Annotated in this window: 26 protein-coding genes; 9 read left to right on the top strand and 17 right to left on the bottom strand. The window is 73.1% G+C overall.

The window, feature by feature from the left end:
- Positions 1 to 46: 46 nt before the first annotated feature.
- From ftsL to mraZ, 3 genes are all read right to left on the bottom strand, one after another.
- Entirely contained in the window at positions 47 to 739 is a 693-nt protein-coding gene (gene ftsL, locus ACIQMJ_RS15760; RefSeq protein WP_499761664.1) for a cell division protein FtsL, read from the bottom strand.
- Positions 736 to 1,683, bottom strand: coding sequence for a 16S rRNA (cytosine(1402)-N(4))-methyltransferase RsmH (gene rsmH, locus ACIQMJ_RS15755; protein WP_499761663.1), 948 nt, complete (start codon positions 1,681 to 1,683; stop codon positions 736 to 738). The genes ftsL and rsmH overlap by 4 nt, the downstream gene beginning before the upstream one ends.
- Before the next feature lie 169 nt (positions 1,684 to 1,852).
- On the bottom strand, positions 1,853 to 2,284 hold the full coding sequence (gene mraZ, locus ACIQMJ_RS15750) for a division/cell wall cluster transcriptional repressor MraZ (protein WP_073899631.1): 432 nt from the start codon (positions 2,282 to 2,284) through the stop codon (positions 1,853 to 1,855).
- 538 nt (positions 2,285 to 2,822) lie between these two features.
- Here mraZ and ACIQMJ_RS15745 point away from each other — a divergent pair.
- Genes ACIQMJ_RS15745 through ACIQMJ_RS15735 form a run of 3 tightly spaced genes read left to right on the top strand, consistent with a single transcriptional unit; the run spans position 2,823 to position 7,563 of the window.
- Positions 2,823 to 3,857, top strand: a complete 1,035-nt coding sequence (locus ACIQMJ_RS15745) for an AAA family ATPase (protein ID WP_499761662.1) — start codon at positions 2,823 to 2,825, stop codon at positions 3,855 to 3,857.
- Between the two features lies 1 nt (position 3,858).
- Complete coding sequence (locus ACIQMJ_RS15740; RefSeq protein WP_499761661.1) at positions 3,859 to 5,124, top strand: DUF58 domain-containing protein; 1,266 nt, start codon at positions 3,859 to 3,861, stop codon at positions 5,122 to 5,124.
- Positions 5,125 to 7,563 (top strand): transglutaminase TgpA family protein, encoded by a 2,439-nt coding sequence (locus tag ACIQMJ_RS15735; RefSeq protein ID WP_499761660.1) that lies wholly within the window; start codon positions 5,125 to 5,127, stop codon positions 7,561 to 7,563.
- Between the two features lie 205 nt (positions 7,564 to 7,768).
- Here the strand turns inward: ACIQMJ_RS15735 and ACIQMJ_RS15730 are convergent, their stop codons facing one another.
- The 6 genes from ACIQMJ_RS15730 to ACIQMJ_RS15705 all read right to left on the bottom strand — a co-directional run bounded on the left by ACIQMJ_RS15730 (position 7,769) and on the right by ACIQMJ_RS15705 (position 13,753).
- Positions 7,769 to 8,152, bottom strand: coding sequence for an SCO2097 family morphological protein (locus ACIQMJ_RS15730; RefSeq protein ID WP_033437744.1), 384 nt, complete (start codon positions 8,150 to 8,152; stop codon positions 7,769 to 7,771).
- A 1,006-nt stretch (positions 8,153 to 9,158) separates the two neighbouring features.
- Entirely contained in the window at positions 9,159 to 10,091 is a 933-nt protein-coding gene (locus ACIQMJ_RS15725; protein WP_499761659.1) for a hypothetical protein, read from the bottom strand.
- Between the two features lie 168 nt (positions 10,092 to 10,259).
- The gene (locus ACIQMJ_RS15720; protein WP_499761658.1) at positions 10,260 to 10,517 is read right to left on the bottom strand and encodes a hypothetical protein; all 258 of its coding nucleotides are present in this window, start codon (positions 10,515 to 10,517) and stop codon (positions 10,260 to 10,262) included.
- An 83-nt stretch (positions 10,518 to 10,600) separates the two neighbouring features.
- The gene (locus ACIQMJ_RS15715; RefSeq protein ID WP_499761657.1) at positions 10,601 to 11,242 is read right to left on the bottom strand and encodes a Crp/Fnr family transcriptional regulator; all 642 of its coding nucleotides are present in this window, start codon (positions 11,240 to 11,242) and stop codon (positions 10,601 to 10,603) included.
- Between the two features lie 69 nt (positions 11,243 to 11,311).
- The gene (locus ACIQMJ_RS15710; protein WP_499761833.1) at positions 11,312 to 12,580 is read right to left on the bottom strand and encodes a DNA polymerase IV; all 1,269 of its coding nucleotides are present in this window, start codon (positions 12,578 to 12,580) and stop codon (positions 11,312 to 11,314) included.
- 72 nt (positions 12,581 to 12,652) lie between these two features.
- Complete coding sequence (locus ACIQMJ_RS15705; protein WP_499761656.1) at positions 12,653 to 13,753, bottom strand: amidohydrolase family protein; 1,101 nt, start codon at positions 13,751 to 13,753, stop codon at positions 12,653 to 12,655.
- 36 nt (positions 13,754 to 13,789) lie between these two features.
- On the opposite strand from ACIQMJ_RS15705, the gene ACIQMJ_RS15700 reads away from it, so the two are divergent.
- Positions 13,790 to 15,121, top strand: a complete 1,332-nt coding sequence (locus ACIQMJ_RS15700; protein WP_499761655.1) for a glutamine synthetase family protein — start codon at positions 13,790 to 13,792, stop codon at positions 15,119 to 15,121.
- A 7-nt stretch (positions 15,122 to 15,128) separates the two neighbouring features.
- Here ACIQMJ_RS15700 and ACIQMJ_RS15695 read toward each other — a convergent pair whose 3' ends face one another.
- The 3 genes from ACIQMJ_RS15695 to ACIQMJ_RS15685 form a co-directional block, all read right to left on the bottom strand.
- On the bottom strand, positions 15,129 to 15,740 hold the full coding sequence (locus ACIQMJ_RS15695; RefSeq protein ID WP_499761654.1) for a sigma-70 family RNA polymerase sigma factor: 612 nt from the start codon (positions 15,738 to 15,740) through the stop codon (positions 15,129 to 15,131).
- Between the two features lie 210 nt (positions 15,741 to 15,950).
- The gene (locus tag ACIQMJ_RS15690; RefSeq protein ID WP_499761653.1) at positions 15,951 to 16,541 is read right to left on the bottom strand and encodes a sigma-70 family RNA polymerase sigma factor; all 591 of its coding nucleotides are present in this window, start codon (positions 16,539 to 16,541) and stop codon (positions 15,951 to 15,953) included.
- 77 nt (positions 16,542 to 16,618) lie between these two features.
- Complete coding sequence (locus ACIQMJ_RS15685; RefSeq protein WP_499761652.1) at positions 16,619 to 17,341, bottom strand: class I SAM-dependent methyltransferase; 723 nt, start codon at positions 17,339 to 17,341, stop codon at positions 16,619 to 16,621.
- 34 nt (positions 17,342 to 17,375) lie between these two features.
- Between ACIQMJ_RS15685 and ACIQMJ_RS15680 the strand changes: the two genes are divergently transcribed.
- From ACIQMJ_RS15680 to ACIQMJ_RS15665, 4 genes are read left to right on the top strand one after another with little or no spacing between them, the layout of a single operon-like run.
- Entirely contained in the window at positions 17,376 to 18,212 is an 837-nt protein-coding gene (locus tag ACIQMJ_RS15680; protein WP_170232214.1) for a ParA family protein, read from the top strand.
- Positions 18,209 to 18,841: a LysE family translocator gene (locus tag ACIQMJ_RS15675; protein ID WP_499761651.1), complete on the top strand. Its 633-nt coding sequence runs from the start codon at positions 18,209 to 18,211 to the stop codon at positions 18,839 to 18,841. The genes ACIQMJ_RS15680 and ACIQMJ_RS15675 overlap by 4 nt, the downstream gene beginning before the upstream one ends.
- Positions 18,828 to 19,622 carry a DNA-formamidopyrimidine glycosylase family protein gene (locus ACIQMJ_RS15670; RefSeq protein ID WP_499761650.1) on the top strand — a complete coding sequence of 265 codons (795 nt, stop codon included), beginning with the start codon at positions 18,828 to 18,830 and terminating at the stop codon, positions 19,620 to 19,622. Before ACIQMJ_RS15675 ends, ACIQMJ_RS15670 begins: the two co-directional genes overlap by 14 nt.
- 10 nt (positions 19,623 to 19,632) lie before the next feature.
- Positions 19,633 to 20,655 (top strand): quinone-dependent dihydroorotate dehydrogenase, encoded by a 1,023-nt coding sequence (locus ACIQMJ_RS15665; RefSeq protein ID WP_499761649.1) that lies wholly within the window; start codon positions 19,633 to 19,635, stop codon positions 20,653 to 20,655.
- Positions 20,656 to 20,662: 7 nt separating this feature from the next.
- Here the strand turns inward: ACIQMJ_RS15665 and ACIQMJ_RS15660 are convergent, their stop codons facing one another.
- A complete protein-coding gene (locus tag ACIQMJ_RS15660) occupies positions 20,663 to 21,058 on the bottom strand; it encodes a MarR family winged helix-turn-helix transcriptional regulator (RefSeq protein WP_499761832.1) in 396 nt (131 codons plus the stop codon).
- A 132-nt stretch (positions 21,059 to 21,190) separates the two neighbouring features.
- Here ACIQMJ_RS15660 and ACIQMJ_RS15655 point away from each other — a divergent pair, with 132 nt between their 5' ends.
- Complete coding sequence (locus ACIQMJ_RS15655) at positions 21,191 to 21,970, top strand: nitroreductase/quinone reductase family protein (protein WP_499761648.1); 780 nt, start codon at positions 21,191 to 21,193, stop codon at positions 21,968 to 21,970.
- A 3-nt stretch (positions 21,971 to 21,973) separates the two neighbouring features.
- Here ACIQMJ_RS15655 and ACIQMJ_RS15650 read toward each other — a convergent pair whose 3' ends face one another.
- The 4 genes from ACIQMJ_RS15650 to ACIQMJ_RS15635 all read right to left on the bottom strand — a co-directional run bounded on the left by ACIQMJ_RS15650 (position 21,974) and on the right by ACIQMJ_RS15635 (position 25,825).
- The gene (locus tag ACIQMJ_RS15650) at positions 21,974 to 23,218 is read right to left on the bottom strand and encodes a uracil-xanthine permease family protein (RefSeq protein WP_499761647.1); all 1,245 of its coding nucleotides are present in this window, start codon (positions 23,216 to 23,218) and stop codon (positions 21,974 to 21,976) included.
- Positions 23,219 to 23,440: 222 nt separating this feature from the next.
- Positions 23,441 to 24,220, bottom strand: coding sequence for a phage shock envelope stress response protein PspM (gene pspM / locus ACIQMJ_RS15645; protein WP_499761646.1), 780 nt, complete (start codon positions 24,218 to 24,220; stop codon positions 23,441 to 23,443).
- Between the two features lie 16 nt (positions 24,221 to 24,236).
- Positions 24,237 to 25,100 (bottom strand): PspA/IM30 family protein, encoded by an 864-nt coding sequence (locus tag ACIQMJ_RS15640; protein WP_499761645.1) that lies wholly within the window; start codon positions 25,098 to 25,100, stop codon positions 24,237 to 24,239.
- Positions 25,101 to 25,399: 299 nt separating this feature from the next.
- Positions 25,400 to 25,825: a helix-turn-helix domain-containing protein gene (locus tag ACIQMJ_RS15635; protein ID WP_387498690.1), complete on the bottom strand. Its 426-nt coding sequence runs from the start codon at positions 25,823 to 25,825 to the stop codon at positions 25,400 to 25,402.
- Positions 25,826 to 25,832 lie beyond the last annotated feature (7 nt).

Raw genomic sequence — 25,832 nt, 5'->3', positions numbered from 1 at the left:
ACCTCCTGGTACGGGCTGTTGCACGGTGTCGCTGGTGTCGCGCTCGCTAGCCCTGCGGCGGTGGCTGCCCGGTCGGCTGGCCTTGCGCGGGCGGCTGCTGGCCACCCGCCTCCTGGCCGGTCTGGCCCTGGGCGGGTGGCTGCTGGGTGGTCGGCTGTTGGGTGGTCGGTTGCTGGGTGGTCGGCTGCTGCGCGTTCGGGTCCGGCTGGCCGGAAGGCGGCGGCGTGGACGAGGTGGGAGCCGGTGGCGGCTGGACCGCGGACGGCTTGCCGTACACCTCGACCGAGCCGTCCGGCAGTTGCCGCAACCGGGCCGGGTCGCCCGCGGGCACCAGGCCCAGCTTCGCCGCGGCGTCGGCCAGGCTCGGCGGCGACTCCGCCAGCGCGACCTCCCGCCGCAACTGCTCGACCTGCCGCGCGAGCCGGGTCTCCTCGGCCCGCGCGTCCTGCAACCGGTACGAGTCCGCGGTCGCCTGGGTGGACAGCCACATGATCGCCGCGATGCCCACCCCGAGCACGATCATCACCATCACCACGAACGGCGCCTTGGGCGCCACCGTGGGCTGGCGGGTCACCGCCGGACCGCGCTTGGCCCCCGTGCGCCGGTCGCGCCGGGCGTAGGCCCGCTCCGCGGCGGCCGAACGGCGGCGCTCCGCGGGCACGGCCTTCAACGCGCGCTCACGGGGCTTGGAGGACCGCGACGACGACGGCACGCCGCCGGCCCGTGCCGGTGCGGTCACGTCGCCTCCCGGATGCGTTCCGCCGCTCTCAGTCGCACCGAGGCGGCCCTGGGGTTCTCTTCGATCTCCTGCTCGTTCGCCTGCTCCGCGCCCCTGGTCACCAGCTTGAGCTGGGGGCCGTGGCCGGGCAGCTCGACCGGCAGGTCCTGCGGCGAGGTCGACGTGGCCAGCGCGGTGAACGCCCGCTTGACCATCCGGTCCTCCAACGACTGGTAGGACTCCACGACGATCCGGCCGCCCACGGCCAGCACCGACAGCGCGGCGGGCAGCGCCAGGCGCAGCGACTCCAGCTCCTGGTTCACCTCGATGCGCAGCGCCTGGAACGTCCGCTTCGCCGGGTGGCCGCCGGTGCGGCGGGTCGCCGCCGGCACCACGGCGTAGAGCAGCTCGACCAGCCGACCGCTGGTGGTGAACGGCTCGCGCTCGCGTTCCCGCGCCACGGCACCGGCGATCTTGCGGGCGAACCGCTCCTCGCCGTAGTCGCGCAGGATGCGGGTCAGGTCGTCCACCGAGTAGGTGTTGAGCACGTCGGCCGCCGTCATCCCGGTGCCCGCGCTCATCCGCATGTCCAGCGGCGCGTCCTTGGCGTAGGCGAACCCGCGCTCCTCGGCGTCGAGCTGCAACGACGACACCCCGAGGTCCATCAGGACGCCGTCGACCTTCGCGCCGCCGACCGCCTCGGCGATGCCGTCGTAGGTGGTCTGCACGAACTCCACGCGGTCGCCGAACGGCGCCAGCCGCCGCCGCGACAGCTCGATGGCCTGCGGGTCGCGGTCCAGCCCGACCAGCCGCACCCGCGGGTGGGCGCGCAGGACCGCTTCGGAGTGACCGCCCAGGCCGAGCGTGCAGTCCACGAAGACCGCGTCCCGATCGGCCAGCGCGGGGGCCAGCAGGTCGAGGACGCGGTCGAGCAGCACCGGCACGTGACGCGCCTGCTCCACCATGTCCCCTCCCTCGATGGTCCCCCCTCACAAAGACAAGAAATTCGGGTGTCGTCAGGTCCCCGCCCGCCCGTCGGACCTGGCGCCGGGGAAGGTGCGCCAGGGCCGAAAGCCGAGCGGACCGAGGCCTCACGGCACCCGAAACCTCGAAACAACGGCCGAGCCAGCCGATCTAGAAGACGCCGGGCAGCACCTCCTCGCGCGCCGTGGCGTAGCTGTCCTCGTGTTCTTCGAGGTAGCGCTGCCACGCCTGCGCGTCCCAGATCTCCAGGCGGTTGATCGCGCCGATGACCACGCACTCCTTGGTCAACCCCGCGTACCGCCGCAGCTCCGGTGCGATCGACACCCGGCCCTGGCCGTCCGGCCGCTGCTCGTCGGTCCCCGCGAACAGGTAGCGCTGGTAGGCGCGGACCGCCTCGTTGGTGAAAGGAGCCTCCGCCACCTTGCGCGCCATCTGCTCGAACTCGGCCCGAGGGAACACGTAGAGGCAGTGGTCCTGGCCCTTGGTGACCATGAGACCCCCCGCTAGCGCGTCCCGGAACTTCGCAGGCAGCGTCAGTCGGCCCTTGTCGTCCAGCCTCGGGTAGTGCGTGCCCAGGAACACGGCGCCCACCTCCCGACGCCGGAAGCGTCACTTCCGACCGGCAGTGGAGCCCCCGTCTGCCCCACCGGCCGCCACAGTACCCCACTTTTCACCACAGTCAACGCTGAAACGGGTGGTTGCACGACCCCTCCTGGGACGTTTGCGCAGGTAGAGCGAAGATGGCCACCGTGGAGCGTGGTGGGGGAAGCGACGCGCGACCACCTCCGCGGGTGAGCCGATCCGGCCCGAACTCCACCCGGATGGCGCAACGAAATCGGGCAAAACCGGTTCACCGGGGGCCGAGGTGGGGAATCGTGGTGGGGTGCGGTGAACCGGGCGTTCGCGCGGGCCGTGGAAACCACGAGCACGAAACTGTTCAATCGGTGTAGGGCGCTTCGCCCTGGTTTGACACACTGCGTGAAACGCTCACCGCCACCGCGAACCGGTCGCGGTAGGGCCGCGCCCTGCTCCAGGAGGTCGAGTGACTCCGAGTACACAGCCAGCCGCGCTGCCAGAACACTCCTACGGGGGCGGCAGCGGCGCGCCCGCGGTGAACCACGTGCACAACGCGACCCCGACACCGGCCCGGACCGAGGACGGGCTCCCGGAGCTGCACGCCGCGGTCGGGCGGATCGCCGCGAACGTGGAGAAGGTCATCGTCGGCAAGCCCGACGTCGTCCGGGTCGCGCTGGTCACCCTGCTGGCCGAGGGCCACCTGCTGGTCGAGGACGTGCCGGGCGTCGGCAAGACGTCGCTGGCCAAGGCGCTGGCCCGGTCCATCGACTGCACCGTGAGCCGCATCCAGTTCACCCCGGACCTGCTGCCCAGCGACATCACCGGCGTCTCGATCTACAACCGGCAGGACAACGACTTCGAGTTCCGCCCCGGCCCGGTGTTCGCCAACATCGTGGTGGGCGACGAGATCAACCGCGCCTCGCCGAAGACCCAGTCGGCGCTGCTGGAGTGCATGGAGGAGCACCAGGTCACGGTCGACGGGCAGACCTACCCGCTCGGCTCGCCGTTCATGGTGATCGCCACGCAGAACCCGATCGAGATGGAGGGCACCTACGCCCTGCCCGAGGCCCAGCGCGACCGGTTCACCGCGCGGGTCTCCATCGGCTACCCGGACCCGCAGGCCGAGCTGGCCATGGTGGACGAGCACGCGGGCCACGACCCGATGGCCGACCTGCGGCCGGTGTCGGACGCCGAGCAGGTGCTGCGGCTGGTCAACGTCGTGCGGCGGGTGCACCTGTCGCCGGAGATCCGCCGGTACGCGGTGGAGCTGGTCGGCGCGACCCGGCGGCTGCCCGAGCTGCGGCTGGGCGCGTCGCCGCGCTCGACGTTGCAGCTGGTGCGGGCGGCACGGGCGCAGGCCGCGCTGGCGGGCCGCGACTTCGTGGTGCCCGACGACATCCACGCCGTCGCCGTGCCGGTGCTGGCGCACCGCCTGGTGCTGACCGCGGAGGCGCAGGCCGCCCGCCGCTCGTCCGCCGACCTGGTACGCAACCTGCTGCAACGGGTGCCGGTGCCGCAGGCGGCGCTGGACCCGACCGGGCAGTTCCTGCACAGCGTCAACCCGAACAACCACCGCTGACATGCGCGGAGCCCTGTCCGGGCTGACCACCCGGGGCCGGTGCCTGCTGGCCGCGGGGTTCGCGGCCGGGTTGTGCGCGATCGTGCTCAACGAGCGCGACCTGCTGCGCGTGGCCGCGTTCGTGGTGGCGCTGCCGCTGCTGGCGGCGTGGTTGGCGCAGCGGGCCCGGGTCGGCCTGCACGCGAACCGGATGCTGCACCCCAGCCGCGTCCAGGTGGGTTCGGCCACGGACGTGCGCGTGGAGCTGCGCAGCGCCGGCCGGCTGCCGACCGGCGGGCTGCTGCTGGAGGACGCGGTGCCGTACGCGCTGGGCGCGCGCCCGCGGTTCGTGGTGGAACGGCTCCCGCGCAACACGGTGACCGTGCTGCGGTACCCGCTCAAGCCGGTGATGCGCGGCATCCAGCAGGTCGGCCCGCTGATGGCGCGGATCACCGACCCGTTCGGCCTGGCCGAGTTCGACCGCGAGATGGCGGGCCGCAGCAGGCTGGTCGTGGTGCCCCGGGTGGTGGCGCTGGCCGGGCTGCCGAGCGGATCGGGCATGGGTTCCGGCGACGACGGCTCGATCCGGCTGCGCGCCGGGCAGGGCGAGGACGACGCGGTGGTCCGCCCCTACCGGCACGGCGACGACCTGCGGAAGGTGCACTGGCGCTCGACCGCGCGGCGCGACGAGCTGATGGTGCGGGTCGAGGAGCGGCCGTGGCGCGGCGGCACGACCGTGCTGCTGGACCACCGGCTGGTCGGGCACCGCGGCAGCGGTCCGGGTGCGAGCCTGGAGTGGGCGGTGTCGCTGGCCGCGTCGATCTGCCTGCACCTGCACCGGTACGGCCACCAGGTGCGCCTGGTCGGCGACGACGGACGGGTGCTGGCGGGCGGGCCGGGCGACAGCGGGTACAGCGACGCGGTGGTGCTCGACGCGCTGGCCGCGCTGGCGCCGTCGCACCGCCGCGAGCCCGCCACCGGGGTGGATCCCGGCGCGGGCCAGGAGGTCATCGCGATCCTCGGCGGCAGCACGCCCGCCGTGGTGGACGCGCTGGTGCGCAACCGGCCGCGCGGGATGCGCAGCCTGGCTGTGGTGATGGACGTCGGCGCGTGGGCGTCCGCGGCGGAGGACCCGGCGCCGGACCCCGCCGAGGCGCAGCGGTTGCTGAGCGGCGCGGGGTGGGGCGTGGTCGTGGCGCGCCCCTCGACGCCGATGGGGCAGGTCTGGCAGGAGCTGTGCCACAGCGCGGGCAACCGCGGCCCGGTGGTGCGCACGGAGGTGGGCTAGGTGACCGGGAGAACGGCCGCGGCGGGCGACGGCAACTGGGTGGTGAGCGCGACACCCGCGGTCGCCGGCCTGGCCACGCTGTGCGCGGCGACGGCGTTGTCCAGCGTGCTCGACGGCGTGCTGTGGCTGGTGTACCTGGCGGTGGCGATCGCGGTGATCGGTGGCACGGGCGTGCTGCTGCGGGCGACCCGGGTGCCGGCCGTGGTGGTCGTCCTCGGGCAGCTGCTGGCGCTGACGTGCCTGCTGGTGACGATCTTCACCCGCAGCGGTGTGCTGGTCGTGCTGCCGGGTCCGCAGTCGTTGCAGGACCTGCTGTCGGTGCTCGGCGACGCGATGGGCGAGGTGCAGACCGGTGTGCCGCCGGTGCCGGACAGCCCGGCCATGCGGTGCCTGGTGATGGTGGCGATCGGCGTCGTCGCGATCATGGTGGACGCCCTGGCGGTCGGCATGGCCGCCCCGGCGGCGTCCGGGCTGGTGCTGCTGTGCGTGTTCGCGGTACCGGCGTCGTTGGCCGACGAGATGCTGCCGCTGTGGACGTTCGTGTTCGGCGCGGCGGCGTTCGCGCTGCTGCTGGCCGTGGACGGGCAGCACCGGCACGAGGCGTGGCGCGGCAGGCTGCCCGGTGGCGGGCAGAGCGGCTCCGGGCCGGCGGCGACCGCCGTGGCGGGCCTGGCCGTGGTGGTGGCGCTGGTCGCGGGCGCGAGCCTGACCCTGGTCGGCACGGTCGGCAGGCTGCCGGGCACCGGCGAGGAGATCGGCGGCGGCAACGGCGGGTTGGGCATCGACCCGATGACGCAGCTGCGCGGCATGCTGAACCAGGGCGCGCCGCGCGAGCTGTTCCGGGTGCGGAACATGCCGGGCACCTCGGCGTACCTGCGGGCGATGACGTTGCGCCAGTACGTGCCGGACAAGGGCTGGGAGCTGGGCGGGAACATGCCGGAGGGCGTGCCCGCGAACGGGCCGCTGCCCGAGCAGCCCGGCGACCGGGGCGACGGGAAGGTCACCGACGTCCGGATCGAGCCGGTCAACTGGGTGGACAACTGGCTGCCGGTCTACGGCAGGCCGCGCGCCATGCAGGAGGTCGACGAGAACTGGCGGTACGACCCGGGCCGCGGGATGGTCTACAGCGTCCGGGCGCGCAAGTCCGAGCCGTACACGCTGGAGACGGTGTTCGACACGCCGTCGGCGGACACGCTGCGCAAGGCCGCGGGCCCGATCGACATCGACCCGGCGTACCTGGAAGCGCCGGGCGTCGGCGGCCAGGTGGCCGAGCTGGCTCGGGGGATCGTGGCCGGCCAGAACAACCAGTTCGACCAGGCGACCGCGCTGTTCCGGTACTTCACCGACGGCACGCAGGGCTTCCAGTACACGACCCAGACCGCGGACACCGACACGTCCGCGGACGCGTTGGAAGACTTCGTGCTCAACGGCAAGAAGGGGTTCTGCGAGCAGTACGCGTCGGCGATGGCGATCATGGCCCGGTCGGTCGGCATCCCCTCGCGGGTGGCGCTGGGCTTCACCGCCGGGTACGCCACCGGTGACGTGCAGACGATCACGTCGCAGGACGCGCACGCGTGGGTCGAGATCTACTTCCCCGGCTACGGCTGGATGACGTTCGACCCCACGCCGCTGTCCGACGGTCGTGGCGTGACGCCGCCGTACATCTCCGGTCTGGAAGCGGACGACGAGGAGGACGGCTCCAGCACGGGCCAGACGACCACGACGACCACCACGACGGCTCCGGGCACGTCGGCGTCGGCTTCGGCCGTGCCGGACGCGCAGGGGCAGGACGGGACGACCGAGACCGAGGAGCCGACGCCCACGTGGCACCTGGTGACGCTCGGGGTGGTGGCGCTGATCGCGTTGCTGGCGACGTTGGCGGTGCTGTTCGGCGGGGCGCGGGTGGCGCGGCCGGTGTGGCTGCGTCCGGCGGCGTTGGCGGTCGCGGTGGCGGGGTGGGCGGTCGCGGCGGCCCTGGCGCTGGCGCTGCTGTCGTGGCTGGTGGCCGTCGTGGTGCTGCTGGTGCTGGCGGCGGCGACGCCGGCGGCCGTGCGGGCATGGCGGCGGCAGCAGCGGCTGCGGGCGGTGGCCGGGCTGGGTCCGGACGCGGCGAGCGCGGCGTGGCAGGAGCTGATCGCGGAGTCGGTGGACCGGGGCACGAGGGTGCCGCGCACGGAGACCGTGCGGGTGGCCGCGCGGCGGTTGGTGCGGGCGCACAACCTGGACGAGCAGGGGCGTGACGGGCTGCGCGCGGTCGTCGGCGCGGTGGAGCGGTCCTGGTACAGCACCCAGGCGGCGGCGGACCCGTCCCTGCCGGGCGCGGTGGACAGCGTCCGCCAGAGCCTGAACCGCAACGCGCCGCTCGCGTTGAAGGCGAAGGTGCTGCCGCGGTCGGTGCTCCAGCCGAAGCCGCCGGCCGAGCAGGACCCGGACGACTGATCCGGGCAGTTCCGGCGGTGTGCTGACCGGTCTGATCGGTAGTGATCTGTCTGATCGGTCGGTCGCGGGGTCGGGGGTTCGCTCCCCCGGCCCTCGCGCGGTCCCGCGGCTTCCCTTCGGCCTTCGACATGCACACGGCCCGCCCCGGAGGATTCGGGGCGGGCCGTGTGCGTTGTTCAGTCGTGCGGTCGGGCTGTCGCGCGGACTACTCGTCCTCGAAACGGCGACGGAAACGTTCTTCCATCTTCTGTGAGAACGAGCTGCGGCTGGGCCGGCTTCCCTCCTCGCTGGGTTCCTCGGCACCCTGGTCACCACGACGCAATGTCGTCACGGTGAGCAGCACGCCGAAGAACATCAACAGGAAGCCGACCACGCTCACCACCGGGATACCAGCGAGCTTCGGCAGCATCACACCCGTCACCAGCAGTGCCACACCCACGGCGAACAACGCGATGCCTTGGATGCGACGCCGTCGTGACGGCTTGCGCAGCTTGGCACCGCGCACAGTGGATGCGAACTTCGGGTCCTCGGCGTAGAGCGCGCGCTCGATCTGGTCGAGCAGTCGCTGCTCGTGCTCGGAGAGTGGCATGGCTCCTCCTCCGGCACAGCGGTCGCGGGCGCCGGGTAATCACGGTTGCCGCCGGTCCCGGCGGACGCCCCGCCCTGGGGGCGTCACAACCAGGATACGATTCGGGAGGCTCGCCGACTACCCAGTCCGTGCCCCTAAGCGGTTCGTTCTGTCACCATCATCCTCACGGGTCAACGGTCAGACCACCGTGAGGTCGCACAAGTCGCCCCGAGGTCAACTGTCAAGACCCCGGAAAGCCCTGTCGTTCACTCCCCTGCACGGGTGATCGAGGGTCCTCGACTACCGATTCGCACCCTCCGAAGCCCGCCGACGCCTGCCTCACCCTCCCTTCGTCCCACGTTCCAGACTGTTCGACTACGGGCGGTGACTACGCTCGCGCGCCCGCCAGGGGACCGATCGAGACCGAAATCACAGCTACGCGCCGGCCCGGCCGCCTGCCCTCGTGCCGCCGAACGGCCGGGTACGGAATCACGAAGCCGATCATCAAGCCATCCACCGCCGGCTGCCGCTGATGATCAAGGCGCGACGGGTCGGGCGGGGCCGCGTTCCTCCTTTCGGGTCGGGTGGTCGCCGGCCGACGAAGCCTGCGGTCGGGTGTGAACCTGGGGGCCGTGCGGCGGCCTTGGCCCACGCGGGGCCGGATCAGCTCCTCTCTGGTGCAGGAGCGGGTCCGATGGCGACCGGCCGGCTCGGGTATCGGCGGATCGCTTGGGACCAGCGGTTGAGGTCGGGGGGCGGACGGGTGCTCGGACGCCTCGGCACGGTCGGCTCCGGCACGGTCGGCTCCGGCACGGTCGGAGGCTGGGCGGTCGAGAGCCCGCAGCCAGTTCGCCCGGTGGCCGGGTCGCGACGGTTGGTCGGTCGACTGGTCGGACTGGCGGTTCGAGTGGTCGGTGGGCAGGAGGTCGGCGGGCAGACAGGTCGGCCAGGGCAGGGCAGGCAGGGCAGGGGGCGGTGAGGCAGGGGGTGGGGGGTGGCTTGTGGATTTGGTGGGGGCAGGGGCGGGTTAGCAGTGGGGCGGGAAGGGGTGGGGGAGGCGGTGGGTGGGGGTTATTCGGGGTTTGGGGCGGGTGGTGGCTTCGGTGGCGGCGGTGAGGAGGTCTTGGGCGACGGAGGTTGGGGATTGGCGCAGGCGGGTGGGGGTGGTGTGGAGGACGACGGCGCCGGCGGCGGTCAGGAGGTCTTGGCGGGGTGTGGGGGTGTTGAACTGCCAAGCGAGGGCTCGGTCGTCCCACCAGGCGTCGGCGATGCCCAGGTGGCGGCCCTCGGCGTTGACCAGTGGCACGCCCCACGCCGGCGGTGGGAGGGGCAGGTCGTCCAGGACCGCCCTGGCCCAGGCTTGGGGCACGGACCGGACGCCGTCGGCCAGTTCGGCGAGGACGTGCCTGACCTGTTCGGACGCCCTGGCCAGACCTCGCCTCAGCTCGGACACCGGCACGCCGCCGTGGCGGACGACCTCGGTCAGCACGGCTCGGATGTCGTCGGGCAGGCGCAGGACCCTCGCCGTGTCGGCGGCGGCCCTGGCCAGGGGTGCGGTCAGGAACCCCCGGCGCAGGACCGGGTCCGGCAGGTGGCGGATCCGGGTGATGCGGACCTTGGCGGCCGGTTCCAGCGGGCGGTTCACGAGGATCTGGACCGGGCCGGTGGCGGGCAGGGCGCGCAGGCCGTGCAGCTGGAGGGCGTCCACGCCGGTGAGCAGGGTCTGCGGACCGCCGTAGCGCAGGGCGGCCCGCACCAGTTGGGCGCGGCTCGGCGGTGTTCGGGACAGCAGCAGGATGCCGGGCAGCAGGTGCTGCCACGGGCCCTGCGGACGGCAGCGGAGGGCGAGTTCGGCGCTCGGCAGGCCCAGGGCCAGCAGCTCGGAGGCCGTGGCCACGCGCTGGGGGAAGAGGCCGCCCAGGGCGTCCAGGTCGATGGTGGTGCGGTTGGTGGTTCGCATGTGTCCACGATCGGCCGGGGTGGCGGGGTGGGCCAGGGGGAGATCGCGAACTGTGGACAACTCGGTGGGCTGTGGACAACCCGACCGTAAGGAGACCTTCCGCGGACCCGACCAGTCCGCGGAAGGTCTCGGAGAACGGCAGCCACCCCTCGTTGGCCGCCGCTTGGTCTACAGGCGCACGAGGTCCTCGTGGATCTCCACGTCCAGCTCGCGGCGGACGGAGCGCACCTCGCGCCAGGCGTCGTACACCGCCACCAGGCCGCCCGCGAGGACGAACGCGACGGCGAGCGCGACCACACCGTCGACATCGGACTTGACGATGATCACCACGGCCGCCCAGAGCATGACGGCGGTGAAGACGAGGGTGCTGGCGAGGCGCTCGGTGAACCGCCGGCGAGACCTGGCGGGCTCCTCGATGTGGTTCATGACTCCCCCTCTGACTCGGCTGATGCCTCATTTGTAGGAGGATCGGAGCCGGCGTTCTGCGTCAGATGACGCACAAGGGGACATCAGTTGGTGAAGTCGTAGAGCCGGCTCACCCGGTGGATGTCGATCTTCCGCCGACCCGTGCTGATGATGCCCTCCTCGCGCAGCGCGCGCAGCACCCGCACGAGCGATTCCCGCGACGTCCCCGCGATGCCCGCGAGCTCCTCCTGGCTCAACGCGATCGCGCCCTGGTCGGCGATGCCGCGCTCCAGCGCCATGTCGATGAGCACGGCGGCGACGCGTTGCGTGGCCGTGCCGCTGATCTGCATCCGCTGCCGGTCCGTGTCACGCTGCCGCGCCACCACCACGATCAGCACGGTCCACGCGATGCGCGGGTGCCGCTGGCACAGCGCGGCGAACGCGTCGGCGGACAGCACCAGCGCCCGCACCGCGCCCAGCGCCCGCACCGTGGCCGAACGAGGCCGCCCGTCGACCGCCGAGCGCTCGCCGACGATGTCCCCGGCCCCGCGCACGGCCAGCACCTTCTCGCTGCCGTTCGCCGTGGTCGCGGTCACCCGCAGCAGGCCGCGGCGCACCACCAGGACGTGCCGCGTCACCTCGCCCTCGTGGCAGACCACCGCGCCGGACGGGTAGTCGCGCTCGACACCCGTCGACAGGAGCACCTCGTGCTCGGAGGGTGAGAGCAGACCCCAGAACCGATCCACGGGCTCCACTGTGCCCGGTGATCCGCGCGCGGAGCCCCGATCAGGCCCGCGACCACCCGAACGGCTCGCTCACCCGGGTCGGGAAGCCGAATCGCCCCGGTCCGGCCCGGGCTCCTTCAGCCCCGACCGACCCGGGCCCTGCTTGAGCAGCGACGCCGGGCGGATCGCCGCCGTGCCGAACCGGGAGCGCGCCTGGTCGGCCGCCTGCTCCGCCTCCCGCCAGCCCCGCTCCGGCGCGTCGAACATCAGCTGCTCGCCGTCGTCGCCCTCGACGAGCTGCTCGATCCGCACCCCGATCAACCGCACCGCCCCCGGCGGCACCTGCTCGTCCAGCAGGGCGGACGCGGTCCTGTAGACCTCCTGCGTCACGTCCGTCGCCACCCGCAACGTCTTCGACCGGGTGATCGTGGTGAAGTCGGCGAACCGCACCTTGATCGACACCGTGCGCCCGCGCAGCCCCCGCGCCCGCAACGTCGCCGCCGAGCGCTCCGACAGCCGCAGCAGCTCCCGCCGCAGCAGCTCCCGGTCGAAGTGGTCGACCTCGAAGGTCTCCTCCGCGCCGATCGACTTCTCCCGCGTGGACGGCACCACCGGCCGGTCGTCGTGCCCCTGCGCCAACGCGTGCAGGTGCTCGGCCAGCGCCACCCCGATCAGCCTGCGCAGGCGCGGCAGCGGCGTGGCGGCCACGTCCGCCACCGTCTCCAGGCCGACCCGGTCCAGGTGCTCGGCCGTGCGCTGCCCCACCCCCCACAGCGCCGACACCGGCAACGGGTGCAGGAACGACAGCACCTCGGCCCGCGGCACGACCATCAGCCCGTCCGGCTTGCACATCCCGGACGCGAGCTTGGCCAGGAACTTCGTCGGCGCCACGCCCACCGAGCAGGTGACCCCCTGCGCCTGCTCCACCTGCTCCCGGATCAGCTGGGCGATCTGCGCCGGGCTGCGCCGCATCCGCTTCAACGCCCCGCTCACGTCCAGGAAAGCCTCGTCCAGGCTCAACGGCTCCACCAGCGGCGTGATGTCGCGGAAGATCGCCATCACCCCGCGCGAGACCTCCTGGTACCGGGCGAAGTTCGGCGGCACGAACACCGCGTGCGGCGCGAGCCGGCGCGCGTGCGAGGTGGGCATGGCCGAGCGGACGCCGAACTCGCGGGCGATGTAGTTGGCCGACGCGACCACGCCCCGGTTCGCCGTGCCGCCCACCACCACCGGCTTGCTCGCCAGCTCCGGCTGGTCGCGGATCTCGACCGAGGCGTAGAAGGCGTCCATGTCGACGTGCAGCATCGAGCAGCCGGTGTCGTCCGGCCAGACGTCGCCACGCGCGCGGAAGCGGTCCACCAGACCGCGCGGCAGGTTGGCGCTGCGGCCCACAGACCACCCCCGTCCAGAGCCGAACACCCGTTCGAGACTCTACTCCAAGCGGTAGACCCGCTGCGCGTTCTCCCACCCGATCAGGCGAGCGATCCGCTCCGCGTCCGCCAGGGCGAAAGCATGGTCCCGCAGCCCCGAGGACAGGAAATCCGACAGCGCGCGGCGGAAGAACAACGCGCCCAGGTAGTACAGCTCGGCCAGCGCGTAGGCGTCGGTGGAGAACAGGAACTTCCCGAACGGCACGATCTCCAGCGCCTCCGCCAACACCCGGCTCGCCTGGTGCGCGACCGCGTGCGTGGCCAGGCCCACGTCCACGAACACGTGCGGGAACACCTGCGCCAGGTACCCGGCGTTGCGGTGGAACGGGTAGTTGTGCAGCAGCACCACCGGCACGCCCAGCGGCTCCGTGGCCCGCAGGAGGCCCGTGAGCAGCGACGGGTCGCACCGGTGCAGCGTCAGGTCCGCGTCCCCGTACCCGACGTGGAACTGCACGGGCAGCCCCCGGTCCAGCGCCTCCCACACCAGGAACCGGCTGATCACGGCGTCCGCGCACCGGCCCCGGCCCGAGGTGAGCCACCGGTCCGCCGCCGCCACCACCTCGGCGTCCGACGGCCGGGCCGGGTCCAGGTCCAGCCCCACCCGGTAGGCCGCGATCGACTTCGCCGCGACCGCCCCGGTCGAGTTCAACGCCTCCCGCACCCGGGCCGGGAACACCGACGCGCCCGCGGGCACGACGTCCTCCGCCAACCGCTCCAGCCGCAGCACGGCAAGTTCACGCGAACCGGTGAACACGCCGGGCCCCGCGAACCCCTCCGGCCACGTGCCGCGGTCCACCAGGAACATCGAGATCTCGGCCGCCGACACCAGCGTCCGGTTCACCTCGGCCGCCCCCAACGACCGCCGCCGCGCCAGGTACTCGTCGGCCGGCGCGAGGGGCGGGAGGTCCAGCAAAGGCCCACACCAGCGGCGCACCGCCAGGCCCAGCGACGAGTCGAACAACGACGTGCCCAGCGGCGACACCGACCCGGCCTCGGTCAGGTTCGACTCGAACCCCGCGCGGTCCAGGTCGACGCCCAGCACCCCGTGGCAGTGGTGGTCCACGAGGCGCAACGCCCCCGCGCAAGGCAGCAACCGGTCCACTTGTTGAACAGTAGCGAGCTGGTGTAACCACGCCAGATGGACACAGCCGAACGGGAGCACCGTCGCGCGCTGGCGGCCGAGCTGGTGGACGACCTGCTGGAGCAGGACGTGGTCGCGGTCGCGCTCACCTGGGTCGACCACAGCGGCATCACGCGGGTGAAGTCCGTACCGCTCGCCGGGCTGCCCCGAGCCGCCGCGGACGGCGTCGGCGCCTCGCCGGTGTTCGACGCGTTCCTGCTGGACGACACGATCGTCAGCGGGCGGCACGCGGGCGGCCCCGTCGGCGACCTGCGGCTGCGCCCGGACCTGGACCGGCTCACCGTGCTCGCGGGCCAGCCCGGCTGGGCGTGGGCCCCGGCCGACCGCTTCGACCAGCAGGGCGAGCCGCACCCGCAGGACGAGCGCGGACTGGCCCGCGCGGTGACCGACCGGCTCACCGTGCACGGCTACGAGGTGCAGGCGGGGTTCGAGGTGGAGTGGGTCGTCGGGCACGGCGACACCGACGAGTTCCGGCCCGCCGCCACCGGGCCCGCCTACGGCCACGCCCGCCAGGTCGAGCTGTCGGACTACGCGGCGGACCTGCTGTCGGCGCTGGCCGAGCAGGACGTCGAGGTGCTCCAGTTCCACCCCGAGTACGCGCCGGGCCAGTTCGAGCTGTCCACCACGCCCGAGGACCCGGTGCACGCGGCGGACACGTCGGTGCTGGTGCGGGAGACGGTGCGGGCCATCACGCTGCGGCACGGCCTGCGCCCGTCGTTCTCGCCGAAGGTCACCGCGGACGGCGTCGGCAACGGCGGCCACCTGCACCTGAGCCTGTGGCGCGACGGCCGCAACCTGTTCGACGGCGGCGAGGGCTGGTTCGGCCTGACCGACGACGCCGAGGCGTTCGCGGCGGGCGTGCTGCGGCGGCTGCCCGCGCTGTGCGCGATCGGCGTGCCGTCGGTGGCGGGCTACCTGCGGCTGGTGCCCCGGCACTGGGCGGGCGCGTTCGCGGTGTGGGGGCTGGAGAACCGGGAGGCGGCGCTGCGCCTGGTCGCGGGCCGCGACCTGGAGGTGAAGTGCTACGACCTGTCGGCGAACCCGTACCTCGTGGTGGCGGCCACGATGGCGGCGGGGCTGGCCGGGATCGTGGACCGGGCGCGGCTGCCCGAGCCGGTCGGCGTGGACCCGGCCGCGGTCCCGGACGCCGAGCGCCTGCCGACGTGCCTGGAGGAGGCGGTGGCGGCGTTCGAGGCGGACGAGGTGCTGACCGAGGCGTTCGGCGCGGAGTTCGCCGCGACCATCGTCGACGTGCGGCGCGGCGAGATCGCCCGGTTCGCCGACTGCTCACCGGAGGAGGTCGCCGCGCTGACCCGCTGGCGGCACTGAGGCGCGGTCACGCGCCGTGCTGCGCCTCGTCCAACGCCTTGCGCAACCTGGTCAGGGCCCGGTGCTGGGCCACCCGGACCGCGCCGGGCGTGGATCCGACGGCCGTCGCGGTCTCCTCGGCGGACAGGCCGAGCACGACGCGCAGCACCAGGATCTCGCGCTGCCGGTCCGGCAGGACGTTGAGCAGCCGGCCCATCCGCTCGGACAGCTCGCCGTGCAGCGCCCGCTGCTCGGGCCCGGGCTCGACGCCCGCGCTGTCGGGCAGCTCGGGCACGGACTCGGCCCGGTTGCGCGCCGACGCCCGGTGCGCGTCGGCGACCTTGTGCGCCGCGATGCCGTAGACGAACGCCAGGAACGGCCGGCCCTGCTCCCGGTAGTTGGGCAGCGCCTTGAGCACGGCGAGGCAAACCTCCTGGGCCACGTCCTCCGCGGACGCCGACGACCGCTGCCCGTGGCCGACCCTGGCCCGGCAGTACTTCACGATCACGGGTCTGATCTGGGCGAGCAACGCCCCGACCGCCTGCCGGTCACCCCTGACCGCCGCTTCGACGTACGACTCCGGACCTCCTTCCGCACGTGCTGGTGCAGAGGATGGCGCGTCCTCGCCCTGCACGGACACCACCGCCCTCCTCGCGTTGCCGCGAAGTGCCGGCACCACCGAAAACCCAACTACCACAGCTGTCATCGCGAGCTCCTCGGCGTCCGCGCGCTGGACGACCCTCGGGGGCACATGCGAACGCGACGTCGCTCCCACGCGCCGATGACGCGACTCACAGGAAGTTACCCCGAATGGCCGCGTTTGGACCCCTAAAGGAGTAACCAAAACTCGCTATCGGCTGCGCTGCGTGACGAGAGCTCGTTCGATCTCCCGGCGGAGCCGGGTCAACGCCCGGTGTTGCGCCACCCGGACCGCGCCGGGCGTCGCGTCGACGGCGTCGGCGGTCTGGTCGGCCGTGAGCCCGACCACCACCCGCAGCACGAGGATCTCCCGCTGCTTGTCGGGCAGCAGCCGCAGCAGCTCGCCCATCCGCTGCGACAGCTCCACCCGCAGCGCCGACTGCTCCGGCCCCACGTGCTCGTCGTCCGGGGCGTCGGGCAGCTCGGGCACCGGCTCGACGCGGTTGCGCAACGCCGCCCGGTGCGCGTCGGCGACCTTGTGCGCCGCGATGCCGTACACGAACGCCAGGAACGGCCGACCGTGGTCCCGGTACGTCGGCAACGCGGTCAGCAGGGCCAAGCACACTTCCTGGGCCACGTCGTCGGCCGACGTGGCGGACCGCTCCTGGCGGCCCACGCGGGCGCGGCAGTAGCGCACCACCAGCGGGCGGACGGCGGCGAGCACCGCGGCGACCGCCCGTTCGTCACCGGCGACCGCGGCGCGGACGTCGTCTTCCAGGTTCTCGGGCGCGGGTCCGGCCATCAGCCGGCCCCGGCTAAGTGCGGGTCTCCCATGACGGGTCCTCTGCGGTAGGCGGCGGAACCTCCGTTCTACCGCACTCAGGCGGGCTTTCGGCCCAAGACGTGCAACCGGGCGGCCACGTCGCGCAGCGGCGAACGGGTCGACGCGGCCAGCTCCAGCTCGGCCAGCGCCTCCGCGGCGCCGGGGTTGGTCTCCAGGACCGAGCCCGGCACCAGGTCCGACACCACGCCGTGCCCCTGCACCAGCTCCACCTTCAGGCCCGCGGCCAGCACCAACGCCTCCAGCCCGGCCACGTCGAACCGGCGCAGCAGCGGGTCGCGCGTGCCCGCGAGCTGACCGGCCTCGTCGTCGAGCAGCCGCCGGGCGTCGACCAGCCGGCCGGCGATGGCCCGGTGCAGCACGGCCGCGTACCGGTTCGCCACCAGCAACGACACCGCGCCGCCGGGCACCGTGGCGGCGGCCAGGGCGGCCAGCGCGGCACCCGCGTCGTCCACGACCTCCAGCAGCCCGTGCCCCAGCACGAGGTCCGCCGACGCGTCCCGGTCCAGCGCGTCCGTGTCGCCCTGAACAGCGGTGACGCGGTCCAGCACGCCCTCGTCGGCGGCACGGCGGTGCAACGTCGCCAGCGCGTCGGGGCTCGGGTCGACGACCGTCACCGAGCACCCGGCCACGGCCAGTGGCACGGCCCACACGCCACTGCCACCGCCGACGTCGAGCACGCGCGGCGGTTCACCGCCCCGGCGGTCCCGCGCGGCGGTCAGCTCGGCGTCGAGCACCCTGTGTACGGCGTCCGGTCGCATGGACGTAGAGCGTAAGGGCCGTAGGCTGCACTACGTGCATACGGTGGCGGTGCTCAGCCTCAAGGGTGGCGTTGGGAAGACGACGGTCGCGCTCGGTCTGGCGTCGGCTGCGCTGCGGCGCGGCGTCCGCACGCTGGTCATCGACCTCGATCCGCAGTGCAACGCCACTTCGACGCTCGAACCCGACGACACCGAGGCCAGCATCTACGACGTGTTGCAGGACCCGAGCCGCGACACGCTGGACAAGGCCATCGCGCCCAGCGCGTGGGGTGACGGCGTGGACGTGCTGGCCGGGTCGGAGGACGCGGAGTCGCTGAACCACCCCGACCCGGGCGAGACGCGGCTCGGCCGGCTGCGCGAGGCGCTGCGGCTGCTCCAGGACGACGAGGAGCCCTACCAGCTGGTGCTGCTGGACTGCCCGCCGTCACTGGGCCAGCTGACCCGGTCGGCGCTGGTCGCGGCGGACCGCGCGCTGCTGGTGACCGAGCCGACGATGTTCGCGGTGGCGGGTGTGCAGCGGGCGTTCGAGGCGGTGCAGGCCGAGCGGGAGCACAACGAGGACCTCCAGCCGCTGGGCGTGGTGGTGAACCGGGTGCGGCCGAGGTCGCACGAGCACCAGTTCCGCATCGACGAGCTGCGCGACATCTTCGGGCCGCTGGTGATGCCGGTGGCGCTGCCGGACCGGCTCGCGGTGCAGCAGGCGCAGGGCGCGTGCATGCCGATCCACGAGTGGGGCACGCCGGGCGCGCGCGAGGTGGCGCTGGCGTTCAACCTGCTGCTCGCCCGGATACTGCGGATCAGCCGCAGCAGACGCCGGGCCGTGCACCACGACTTCGACGACGAGGAGATCGAGGAAGCGGTGGACGCGTGACGACCACCGCTCTGCTGGCGTTCACCGTCGCGGCCGTCCTGCTCACCATCACGCCCGGTCTGGACACCATGATGCTGTTGCGGATGGTGCTGGGCGGTGGCCGCAAGGCTGGCGTGGTCGGCGGTTTCGGCACCACGTTGGGCTGCCTGGTGTGGGGCGCGGCGAGCATCGCCGGGCTGACCGCGCTGCTGGTGGCGTCCGAACTGGCCTACGACGTCGTGCGGTACGCGGGCGCGGCCTACCTGCTGTGGCTGGGCGGGTCGGCGCTGTGGCACTCGTGGCGCGGCCGGGTCGACCGGCCGACCGACGTGCCGTCCACCACGCCGGCGCAGGCGTTGCGGACCGGGTTCACCACGAACCTGCTCAACCCCAAGATCGGCGTGTTCTACCTGAGCCTGCTCCCCCAGTTCCTGCCGTCCGACCAGCCCTCGGCCGGGTGGGGCGCGCTGCTGGTCGGCGTGCACGTGGCCATCGGCCAGGTGTGGCAGCTCGTGGTGGTGTGGTTGGCCGGGCGGGCGGTGGTCGTGCTGACCAAGCCCGCGGTGCGGCGGTGGACCGAGCGGCTGACCGCGTCCGTGCTGGTCGGGTTCGGTCTGAAGGTGGCTCTGGACAGCGGTGCCCGAGGGTGACACGGTCTTCCTCGCCGGACGCCGCCTGGACGAGGCGCTGGCCGGCCGCACGCTGCTGCGCGGCGAGCTCCGCCACCCGAGGTGGGCCACCGCGGACCTGAGCGGGCGGGACGTGCTGGGCGTGCGCTCGGTCGGCAAGCACCTGTTCACCCGGTTCTCCGGCGACCTGAGCCTGCACAGCCACTTCCGGATGGACGGCGCGTGGCACCTCTACCGGCCCGGCGAGCGCTGGAAGCGGCCCGGCCACCAGGTGCGGGCGCTGCTGGAGGTGCCGGACCGGGTCGCGGTGGGGTTCGCCCTGCACGACCTGGAGCTGCTGCCGACCGACCAGGAGTCGCGGCTGGTCGGCCACCTGGGGCCGGACCTGCTCGGCGAGTGGGACGACGAACGGGCCGCCGAGGCGGTCGCCCGGCTCGTCGCCGACCCGGACCGCGAGCTGGGGCTGGCCCTGCTCGACCAGCGCGTGATGGCGGGCGTGGGGAACCTCTACAAGGCCGAGGTGTGCTTCCTGCTCGGCGTCTGGCCGTGGAGCCCGGTGTCGGCGGCGGACCCGGCGGAGGTCGTGCGGTTGGCGCGCAAGCTGCTGCTGGCCAACGCGTGGCGGCCGGAGCAGAACACGACCGGCCTGATGGGACGGGGACGGCAGCACTGGGTGTTCGAGCGCGCCGGCAAGCCGTGCCTGCGGTGCGGGACGAGGGTGCGCGTCGGAGGCCAGGGCGCGGGCGTGCTGGAGCGTCCCTCGTACTGGTGCCCGCGCTGCCAGCCAGGACCGATCGCTTAGGGTTGCCGGCGTGGTCTACAAGAGCGTGGTGCGCAAGGCGTTGTTCCGGATGCACGGCGGCGACGCGGAGCGGGTCCACGAGACCACCCTCGGCGTGCTGGCGACGCTGAGCCCGGCGGCGAAGCTCGTGCGGCGCAAGCCGGCGGCCGGGCGCACGGTCTTCGGCGTGCGGTTCCCCAACCCGGTCGGGCTGGCCGCCGGTCTGGACAAGAACGGCCGGGCGCTGCCCGCGTGGGGCGCGCTCGGATTCGGGTTCGTCGAGGTCGGCACGGTCACCCGGCACCCGCAGCCGGGCAACCCGAAGCCGCGCCTGTTCCGGTTGCGCGACAGCGAGGCGATCATCAACCGGATGGGCTTCAACAACGACGGCGCGCTGGAGCTGGCCAACCGGCTCGACCGCCTCGGCCCGCTGTCCGTGCCGCTGGGCATCAGCCTGGGCAAGTCCAAGGTGACGCCGGTCGAGGACGCGGTGGAGGACTACCGGACGTCCCTGCGCGCGCTCTACCGGCACGGCGACTACTTCGCGATCAACATCAGCTCGCCGAACACGCCCGGCCTGCGCAGCCTCCAGGACCGGGGCGCGCTGACCGAGCTGCTGTCCGCGCTGAACGACACCGCGCGCGAGCTGGCCGGGTCCGAGCCGGTCAAGCCGATCCTGGTCAAGATCGCGCCGGACCTGACCGACCCGGCGATCGCCGAGCTGCTGGAGGTGTGCGCGGCGCACGGGGTCAGCGGCCTGATCGCGACCAACACCACGTTGTCGCGCGACGGGCTGGCCCCCGCCGACCGGCACCTGGCGCACGAGGCGGGCGGGCTGAGCGGCAAGCCGCTGGCGGCACGGGCCCGCGAGGTGGTGCGGTTCGTCAGCCGGGAGACCGACGGCAAGCTGCCGATCATCGGCGTCGGCGGCATCGCGGGCGCGGACGACGCCAAGCGGATGCTGGACGCGGGCGCGAGCCTGCTCCAGGTCTACACCGGCTTCATCTACGAGGGCCCGGGACTGGTCCACCGCATCACCCGCGCGCTGCGGTGACGCGGCCTCACTCGTCCAGCGCGTCCTCGTAGGCCCTGAAGGTCTCCACGAACACGCGCCGCTGATCGGGCGTCAACGGCTCCAGCGCCGCCCGCCACGCCCGCGCGCCCCTGGCCAGCCACGCGTCGATCGCGGGCCGCTTGGCGTCGGTGATGCTGACGATCCGCTTGCGGCGGTCCCCGTCGTCCTCACGGCGTTCCAGCACGCCTTTGCGGCTGAGCTCGGCGACCATCAGGCTGACCGTCGTCGGCGCCACCTCCAGCCGCTTGGCCAGGTCGTTCACCGTCGTGGGGCCGTCGAACAGCAGGTAGGACAGCAGCGACAGGTGTCGCGGCGCCAGCGCCAGCGACTCCAGCTCGGCGGGCACCTTGAGCCGCTTCGCCCGGCCGACGATGCGTGGCATGAGCAGCAGCAACGCCCGGATGGCGTCCTCGGTGGTTGACACCGGGCACCGGCCTCCTTACATTTGAGATCAAAGAGGCTTTGCTTTCAAAGCAAAGCGGTCTCGACCGCTCAGACTAACGGGGGCACGCGCGTGAACGAGCCGATCATCGAGGAGTTCCGGGCCAACGGCGGCCTGGTCGGCGGGCCGTTCGAGGGGGCGGACCTGCTGCTCCTGACCACCGCGGGCGCCCGCACGGGCAAGCCGCGCACGACCCCCGTGGTGTACCTGCGCGACGGCGACCGGCTGCTGGTGTTCGGTTCCAACGCGGGCCGGCCGCGACACCCGGACTGGTACCGCAACCTGGTGAAGGACCCGCAGGTGACGATCGAGATCCGGGAGCACGGCAGGGTCCGCCGGCACGCGGCGCGGGGCGTGCCGCTCGAAGGCGCGGAGCGCGACCGCTTCTTCGAGGTCCAGGCGCGGCGCGTGCCGGCGTTCCGCGCCTACGCCGAGGCGACCACGAGGGTCATCCCGGTGGTCGCGCTCACCGTGCTGCGGCTCGACCCGGCGCGGATCGCCGCGGTCGGCGCGCAGCTGCGCCGCCACCACGACGACCTGCGGGCCGAGCTGCGGCGGTTGCGCGCCGACCCGACCGGCCGCCGCGACCTGCGCGACCACTGCCTCGCGTTCTGCGACACCCTGCGGATGCACCACATCCGGGAGGACGGCGCGTTCACCGCGTTCGAGGACCACGACCCGGCGCTGGCGCCCGTGCTGGCGCGGCTGCGCGAGGAGCACCACGGGGTGGCCGACGTGATCAAGCGGATCGCCGCGCTGGCCGACGACCCGGACGGGCTGCGCCCCGAACTGGACCGGCTGGAGGAGGACCTGGAGGCGCACTTCGCCTACGAGGAGCAGCACCTCGGCTGACGGCTACACCTTGCGGGCGGTGCCCAGCCAGCGCAGCAGCGGGTGCAGGATGACCACCAGCAGCGAGCCCCAGACCAGGCCGCCCAGCTCCATGTCGCCCAGCTCCAGCGTCAGGTCGCCCACGCCCGCGACCAGGGCCGCGCCGCCGACCAGCGCGTTGCCCGGGTTGGCGAGGTCGACCCGGTTGTCCGTCCACACGCGCACGCCGACCAGGCTGATCAGGCCGAGCAGCACCAGCGTCGCCCCGCCGACCACGCCCGCCGGGATGGTCGCCAGCACGGCGGTGACCTTCGGCGAGAACGACATCAGCACCGCGGCCACCCCGGTCACCGCGTACGCGGCGGTGGAGAACACCCTGGTCACGCCCATCACGCCGATGTTCTCGGAGTAGGTGGTGGTGCCCGACCCGCCGCCGAACCCGGCCAACGCGGTGGACACGCCGTTGGCGATGATCGAGTCGCCGACGTTGCCGTCGAGGTTGCGGCCGGTCAGCGCGCCGATCGCCTTCACGTGGCCGACGCCCTCCGCGACCAGCACGATCACCACCGGCAGCACCAGCAGGGTGACCGACGGCCGCAGCTCCGGCGCGTGGAACTCGGGCAGCCCGAACCACGCGGCCCGGCCCACCGCGGCCGTGTCGACCAAGCCGAGCCAGAAGCCGAGCGCCCACCCGGCGACCACGCCGATGAGGACGGAGAAGCGGAACGCCGTGCCGCGCCCCAGCACGCCGCACAGCAGGATGACGCCCAGCGTGACCGCGGCGGGCAGCGGCTGCTCGGAGAACGAGTCGGTGGCCCGGTGCGACAGGTTGAGGCCGATCAGCACGACCACCGCGCCGGTCACCGCCGGCGGCATCACGGCCTCCAGCAGCCGCACGCCCAGAGCCTTCACCGCCACCCCGATGATGATCACCAGGAGGCCGGCCGCGAGCACGCCGCCGAGCTGCGCGGCGATGCCCTCGTCCCGGGCGGCGGACAGCGGCGCGATGAACGCGAACGAGGCGCCGAGGTAGCTGGGCACGCGGTTGCGGGTGATCAGCAGGAAGAGCAGGGTGCCCACGCCGGAGAACAGCAGGGTGGTGCTGACCGGGAGGCCGGTGGTGGCGGGGACGAGGATCGTGGCGCCTGCCATGGCGACCAGGTGCTGGACGCCGAAACCGATGGTGCGCGGCCAGCTCAGCCGCTCCTGCGGCGCGATGGCATCACCATCGGTGGGGCGGCCATCGCCGCGCACGGTCCACAACGCCACTCAATGACCTCCCCGGCGACCAGGACGGACCACGCTGTCCGACCCAGGGATCCTGCCACGCCAAGTAGTGGCTGCGGCTATATAACGGTCTGATAATCACACGATCGCAGCAGCGTACGCCACTGCGGCTGCGAGAACAGCCGAACTCCGCTACGCAACGTGACGTAATCGCGTTCGTGCAGATGGCCGTGCGGTCGGCGGTGCGGATCTCCGCAGCGCCGTTCAGCGCGACAGCTCGCGCAGCGCCGACGCCAGGCCGGCGAGGTGGTCCGCGGCGTCACCCAGCACCTGCCGGGGGTTGGACGCGGTGCTCTCGGCGAGCACCCGGCCGGCCGCGGCGACCAGGCCGCAGTACCCGTCCACGCCCTCGTCCAGCTGGGCCCGCAGTCTTCGCACGCCCTCGACCAGCGGGGCGCGGTCCAGGGGCGGGGCGGTGTCGCGCGCCCGTTCCACGGCCTGGAGCTGGCGGGACACGGCCCGGATCGCGGCGGCGGCCTCCGCGCCGGTGGCGCGGGCCTGCTCGACCGAGTCGGTGGGGACGGACGTCAACGCCGCCGAGTCGAGCTGGCGCAGCAGCTCCCGCAACGTGTCCTCGGCCTCTTCCAGCCGTTCCATCGGCTGGCGCGCCCCGGAGGAGCGGGCGGGCAGCGGCTCGCGCACCGGCGCGACCTCCAGCTCCCGCCGCTGGGCGTTGATGCCCCGCATCCTGATGTTCGTGCGCACGGCCAGCACGGACGTGCCGGCGATCCCGAGGGCCGCGCCGACCCCGGCGCCGGGACCGATGACGCCCAGGACGGCGAGCGTGCCGACCGCGGTGAGCAGGGCCAGCACGATCAGCCAGAAGGTGAGCACGCGGCTCGACCGGCGGTAACGCCGGTCGAGCTTCGCGCGCGGGTCGTTCCAGGCGGCGTAGCGCCGCTTCACCTGGTCCGCGAGTTGCCCTTGGAGCTGGCCGCCGATGATCCGGTCGAGCTCGCCCGCCAGCTTCCGCCGGGGTTCCATCGCGGACACCACCCTCTCAGCCCTGGCTCGCCGGCGGGTTCTGCTGCATCTGCTGGGTCGGCTGCGCCTGCGCCTGCTGCACCCGCTGCTGGATCTCCTGCTGGATGCTCGCGCTCGCACTGGCCGGCTGGCCGCTGGTGACCTCGCCCGCGACCTTGCCGCCCGCCATCGAGGCGCGGATCTGCTCGAGCCGCGAGTGGCCCGCCATCTCGGTGGTCGACTGCTGGACCTCCAGCATCCGGCCCTGCACCGAGTTCTGCGCCAGCTCCGCCGAACCGAGCGCGGTGGTGTACCGCTTCTCGATCTTGTCGCGGACCTCTTCGAGCGACGGCGTGTTGCCGGGCGCGGCCAGCTCGGTCATCTGGCGCAGCGAGTGCGAGACCTGCTCCTGCATCTTCGCCTGCTCCAGCTGGCTGAGCAGCTTGGTGCGCTCGGCGAGCTTGTTCTGCAGGACCATCGCGTTGCGCTCGACCGCCTGCTTGGCCTGCGTCGCCGCCTGCAACGCCTGGTCGTGCAGCGTCTTGAGGTCCTCGATGCTCTGCTCGGCCGTCACCAGCTGGGTGGCGAAGCCCTGCGCGGCGTTCTCGAACTGCGTCGCCCGCTGCTCGTCGCCCTTGCCGCGGGCCTCGTCGGCGAGCACGAGCGCCTGGCGTGCGGATGCCTGGAGCTTCTCCACTTCGCCGAGCTGGCGGTTGAGCTTCATCTCGAGCTGGCGCTGGTTGCCGATCACCGCGGCGGCCTGCTGCGACAGCGCCTGGTGCTGCCGCTGCGCCTCCTCGATGGCCTGCTGGATCTGCACCTTCGGGTCGGCGTGCTCATCGATCTTGGACGAGAACGCCGCCATGAAGTACTTCCACGCCTTCACGAAAGGGTTGGCCATCTCCTACGCCTGCCTTCTCCGCACTTCCCTGGCTCGCGCTCGTGATTGGCAACGACCCGGTGCCGGTGTTGGTTCCATCGTGTCAGTTGTCCCGCGCTGCTTCCACCGACCTGGGGAGATATCCGGGATCACCCTGAGTCACCCCCGACTTTCGTCGGCATGGTCATCCTGCCCGCCCGCCCCTGGAGGGACGCGGCGACCCCATGCGGGGTTGCCAAGTCGTTGCACGCGCCGGCCGTCGTGAACGCCGAAAGCCGAGCCGGTCGGACCGGCTCGGCTTCGGCACGTGTGGGCTGGGGTTACGCCGCCACCACCGCGTTGCGCGGCTTGCTGATCGAAGTGGACAGCCGGTGCGTGAGCACGGGCTGCAACCGCAGGTCGGACAGGTCGTTGCCGATCACCGCGGGCACCATGGTGCCGCCCTCCAGGCCGGCCGACGCGGACGCGGGCGCCCGCTCGGCGAGCTCGGCCGGGGTCGGCACGGGCTGCTGGACGGCGCCGATGTCCGAGGCGACCAGGTGCAGCAGCTCCCACAGGGGCAGGTCCAACGCCTCGCAGATCGCGGCCAGCAGCTCGCTGGACGCCTCCTTGCGGCCACGCTCCACCTCGGAGAGGTACCCCAGGCTGACGCGGGCGGTCCTGGAGACCTCGCGCAGCGTGCGGCGTTGGGTGGTGCGGGCATGGCGGAGCCGATCACCGATCGCCTCGCGTAGCAGCACGGTCATCGCGCGC

The sequence above is a fragment of the Actinosynnema sp. NPDC091369 genome, from assembly GCF_044757065.1.
In the GTDB taxonomy this organism is placed as follows: domain Bacteria; phylum Actinomycetota; class Actinomycetes; order Mycobacteriales; family Pseudonocardiaceae; genus Actinosynnema.
The sequence above is the reverse complement of the archived record's forward strand: the minus strand, read 5'-3'. Positions and strand labels throughout refer to the sequence as shown.